The 5,225-nt window shown below is 28.7% G+C and carries 3 protein-coding genes and 1 pseudogene; 3 read left to right on the top strand and 1 reads right to left on the bottom strand.

Going from position 1 to position 5,225, the window contains the following annotated elements; genetic code table 11:
• The 3 genes and pseudogenes from EPJ72_RS13555 to EPJ72_RS12445 form a co-directional block, all read left to right on the top strand.
• A pseudogene (locus EPJ72_RS13555) lies at positions 1-151 on the top strand (IS1595 family transposase); the annotation flags it as partial.
• A gap of 130 nt (positions 152-281) precedes the next feature.
• A complete protein-coding gene (gene creD, locus EPJ72_RS12450) occupies positions 282-1,649 on the top strand; it encodes a cell envelope integrity protein CreD (RefSeq protein ID WP_147732434.1) in 1,368 nt (455 codons plus the stop codon).
• Between the two features lie 449 nt (positions 1,650-2,098).
• Positions 2,099-3,445, top strand: a complete 1,347-nt coding sequence (locus EPJ72_RS12445; protein ID WP_147732433.1) for an MATE family efflux transporter — start codon at positions 2,099-2,101, stop codon at positions 3,443-3,445.
• Between the two features lie 514 nt (positions 3,446-3,959).
• Here EPJ72_RS12445 and EPJ72_RS12440 read toward each other — a convergent pair.
• Positions 3,960-5,225 (bottom strand): type IIL restriction-modification enzyme MmeI (locus EPJ72_RS12440; RefSeq protein ID WP_439897276.1); only part of this gene is annotated, 1,266 nt, incomplete at its 5' end.

Here is a 5,225-nt window from a genome sequence, read left to right as displayed (position 1 = left end):
TCAAGCGAAAAGACATCTTCGTAAATTTAATGGAATACCAAAAGCACATTTTCACTTATTTATTAAAGAATGTCAATTTAGATTTAATAATCCAAAAGTTGACAAACAATTGGAAATTATATATAATCTAGCGAAAAAGGAGCTTTTTTAGTTATCTGGGCCAGCCCCATTTTTATTATTTGCAGAGCTTTGCCCCTGCGAAGCGTGCCCGTAGGGCTAAAAATTTGACAAAATATAAAATATTTAGTTTATACTATTTAATTAAAAATAAAGGCTTAAACATGATAAAAAATATAAATGAAGTAACTAAAACTTTAGGATTTAAAATAATAATAATAGTGGTGTTAGGACTATTGCTTTTAATACCTATGACTTTTATAAATAGTGTTGTAAGAGATAGAATTCGTTATCAAAATGAAGCTATATCTTCTATAATAGAGCCTGTGGGAGACAGTGCAAATATACAGGGAGTAGTTATATCTATACCATATTTAGAAAAGTTTATTGACAGCAACACCAAAGAGATAGGTTATACAAGAAAATATATTTTTTATATGCCTAATGAATATAATGTTACTGGAGATGTTGATGTTACAAGTTTAAGCAGGGGGATTTTTAAAGCTCCTATTTTTAATTCTAAATTAAATATTACAGGAAGATTCGATAAATATAATGCTGAAATATATAATTTAGATAAAAATAACACTATTATACTTTATGATGAGGCTATGATTATATTAGGCATAGGAAATAAAAAAAATCTTATGAAGCTTCCTAATATATTAATCAATCAAAATGAAGAGCTTAAATATTATGAGAAAAATATTAATATAGATTTAAATATGTTTAATAATAAATTTCTATACACTATTTCAAGAGATAATATATTAAACGGTTTTGATTTTAATATAACAATGGACATTCAAGGCGGAAACTCTCTCATAATAACCCCATTAGCTTCTGAAAACACTTTTAAAATATCTTCAAAATGGAAAGACCCTAGTTTTACAGGAGGATTTTTACCTACAAAAAGAGAAGTTAATAATAATGGATTTAATGCTGAATGGAACATAGCAAGTTTTAATACTTCATTTACAAAATATTGGACTAGCGATGAAAATTCTAATAGGTTAAACAATATAGACAATAACCAATATTATACCAGCAACCAAGAATCTAATAATGTTTTAGTGTCATTTTTACTTCTTAATGATAATTATCAGAAAACTTCAAGAAGCGTGAAATATGCTATATTATTTATATTTATTCCGTTTTTTGTATTATTTTTATGCGAAGTGCTTTCAAAAAAACGCATACACCCTGTGCAGTATATACTCATAGGAATAGCTAATGCAATATTTTATCTTCTGCTTTTAGCAATATCTGAGCATATCAATTTTAATATTAGTTATTTTTTTAGTGCTTTAATGGTTACAGCTTTAACTTCTATTTACATAGGATACATTATAAAATCTCCAAGATACACTATTTCAATGGCTATAGTAGAGGCTTTGATTTATATATTCTTGTTTGGAATATTACAATTAACTGATTATGCATTGCTTATGGGTACATTAGGGTTATTTGCCGTTATTGCTCTTGCAATGTACTTCACACGCAATGTAGATTGGTATGGTGAGAATAATTAACAACTTAAAAAATTATTACCGCACGGTGGAATAAACTTTTTTATATAATAAAATTCAAATTATAAGTTTATTAATATATTAAATTTTATTCTGCGTGCGGATATACATTTTTATCTTTTAAAAAATTTAGGGCGGGTATTAAAAAAATCTATATAAATGCAAAAAATATTAAAAATAAAAAATTCAAATAAAACAATAAATATATAGGGCGGGCTTTGTAAATTAAGTTTTTTATCAATTATTATTAATTTTTCTTTATAAAACATATTTAAAACTTTATAAATAAAAAAGTCTACAAGCCTTATAATGTATAAAATGTAGCTCATATATCATTTTAAATATAAAAAAACATATATAAATATCAAAAATTTCTTTTTTTTATTGCTTGATATATTTTTTTATTTGGTATAATCTATAATTTAACAACCAATAAAAGGAGGTACAAACGTATGACAGATAAAAAAATCGAATTGTTTGAAAATTATCCTGTACACAAAGCTCTAATTACGCTAGCACTTCCAACAATATTAGGAATGTTAGTCAATGTTTTTTATAATATGGTAGATACTTTCTTTGTAGGACAAACTGGAGACCCTAATCAGGTTGCTGCTGTATCATTATGTATGCCTATATATTTGCTTCTTATGGCTTTTGGGAATATATTTGGTATAGGAGGCGGTTCTTACATATCTAGAAAATTAGGTGCTAAAGATTATGAATCTGTAAAAAAAATATCTGCATTTGCTTTTTATGCGAGTATTATAGTAGGATTCATTTCTATGGCTGTATACTTGATATTTATGAAAGACATATTAAAAATATCAGGTGCTAGTCAGAACACTTATCAATTTTCTAAGGACTATTTAATAATAGTAGCATTTGGAGCTCCTTTTGTAGTTAATCAGATGGCTATGGGGCAGATTGTAAGGTCTGAGGGTTCTTCAAAAGAGGCTATGATTGGTATGATGATTGGTACTGTGGTGAATATAGTATTAGACCCTATAATGATTCTTTATATGAATATGGGGGTTGCTGGTGCTGCTTTAGCTACAATAATTGGTAATGCTTGTTCTACTATTTACTACATATACCATATATTAAGAAAAAAGTCTTTCCTATCAATACATTTTAAAGAATTTACTTTGCATAAATATATACTTATCAATGTATTTTCTATAGGAATACCTGTTTCTATTAATAACATACTTATGAGTGCTTCAAACATATTAATAAACAATTTAGCTGCAGGATATAGCGATAATGTGGTAGCTGGTTTGGGTGTAGCACAGAGAATATTTACTCTTGTTGTATTAGTATTTATAGGACTTTCTCAAGGGCTTCAGCCTTTTGTGGGATACAACTTTGCTTCTAAAAATTATAAAAGAATGAATGCTGCTATAAAGATATCCTGTCTTGTAAGCGTAATAATAGGATTTTTACTTTTAATTTTATCTTTAATATTTGGAAGAGCTTCTGTTCAAGTATTTATTAATAATGAAGAGGTAATTGATTATGGAGTGAGATTCTTGATAGCAAGTTATTCAATAGCTCCTATAATAGGCTTTCAATTTGTATTTATGTCTACATTCCAAGCATTAGGAAAATCAATTCCTTCTTTAATACTTTCTATAAGCAGACAGGGAATAGCATTTATCCCTACAATACTTATAGGTACAAAATTATTCGGCATAAAAGGTATTATATGGGCACAGCCTATAGCCGATATAGTAACAGTTTTAATGGCAAGTATCATGTACACATACATTTACCAAAAAATGAAAAGAAAGGCATTGTAAGAAGAAAAGAATAATAAAGAGGCTTCATCAGAGGCAGTTTATTCTAATGTATAACTATATATAAAAAACATAAGAGCTAATTATTTTGAAGGCGTGCATTTTATGATGCATGCCTTTTTTATTAAAATAAATACATATAAAATTAATTAGTGTTATTTTATTTATTTGCACTTTTTGGTTCTTTTTGCGGCGGGAAAAAGAACAACAAAAAATTTATAAAAAATAATAGTTTTAATATACACTAAAATTTTAAACTCTATCAAAAAATATTTTTAAGTTTTTTATTCTCGGGGACTAGCCCCCGAACCCCCACTTCTTTTATTGGTATAAAAGAAGCTTATATCCTTCGGATACGCTTCGCGAAGAACTGCATTTTTATTATAAATTTTATAATTTAATTGTACATTAAAAGCCACTCCCCCGCACGACTAAGAAGTTATAATTAAAGCATAGCATTACCGTGCGGTAAGGTGGTACAGCTCGTACGCGGGAAAAAGAACAATAAAAAACAAAATCATAAATTATCAATATACTTCTCATACATTTTGAATAGGAATTTAATTCTGTCGCTTTCGTTTTTGAGTTCATTTTTCTTAACGCCATACGCCTTGTCAACTTCAGCATCTAACTTACTGTGAGCATCAATTAAAGCCTTAGGCATAGTTAGAGGGTCATAAAGGTCGGCAAGTGATGAGTCTGGAAACATAGCCCTAGCATCAAGCACCGCCTTAGCACTAACCTCTATGCTTTTTTTAATGTCTGGAGCTGCGGATAAAGGCCAAGGGAAATTGTTGTATACTATGTCTTTGGAATATCTGTAATCAGCCTTAAGCCTACCGCAAACATACTTAACCCAAACCATATGCATTATTGAAGTGAGTACGCCGAAATGATAAAGCTCGGCATTTGGTATAATAATGCAACTATTAGCAGGAATATAATTTGAATCAAAAAAAGAAAAAGGTATATATTTTCTTCTCTCAGAAGTTACTCTGGGTATTAAAATATAATTATCTTTTGGCTGTCTTATTTCCCCAAATAAATACGGAGTGTTTGCAAGTTTAACAGTTGCATCTCTTGTAGAATTTAATCTGTATTGTTTTACTTTTTCTACCCTTTCCATTACTAAAGGCATTTTTTTTAATTCTGCAGGCGAAATATTTTCAAGCCATAAACAATAGGATAATTTATTATTTAAATATTCTTTAGATCTAATTAATGGTCTAATATATTTTTCTGCATTAGGTTCTTTCTTTATAAATTCTTCTTTTTCTTCTTCTGTTTCAAATATAAAATTTCCATCATCTAAAGGCGAATTATCAAATATTGCATCTGGTACTTTTGATATAGGTATTTTTCTACTTACTATAAAAATATTTTCAAAATCTATTAAATAAGGATTAATATTTTCGGCTATTATTTCATGAGGCTCGCCCTTTATATCCTCATAGTCAAAAAGTCTTTTCTTATCTGCTTCAAAATTAGCAAACCCTATTATCACACAATATACATGCGCCTTGCCTTTCGCTTCATTATTCCATTCAAAAGTTCTATGGGCAAAATGTATATGCACCCCGCAGTCTTTTATAAGGTTCTCCCACAATATACTCACCTGCGTACCCTGTGTTATAGAATTGGTTGAAACAAAAGCGGCTTTTATTTTTGTACCCTTTATAAACTCTGCCGACTTTTTATACCAAGCACTTACATAATCTAAATCCCCATACCCTTTCATATTATTAAATACTCTTTTCATCTCCTCGCTTTGCTCTTTGCTTTT

This window comes from Brachyspira pilosicoli, from assembly GCF_008016535.1.
Taxonomy (GTDB): domain Bacteria; phylum Spirochaetota; class Brachyspiria; order Brachyspirales; family Brachyspiraceae; genus Brachyspira; species Brachyspira pilosicoli_A.
Note: the sequence above shows the minus strand (reverse complement) of the source record. Positions and strands in the feature narration are given on the sequence as shown.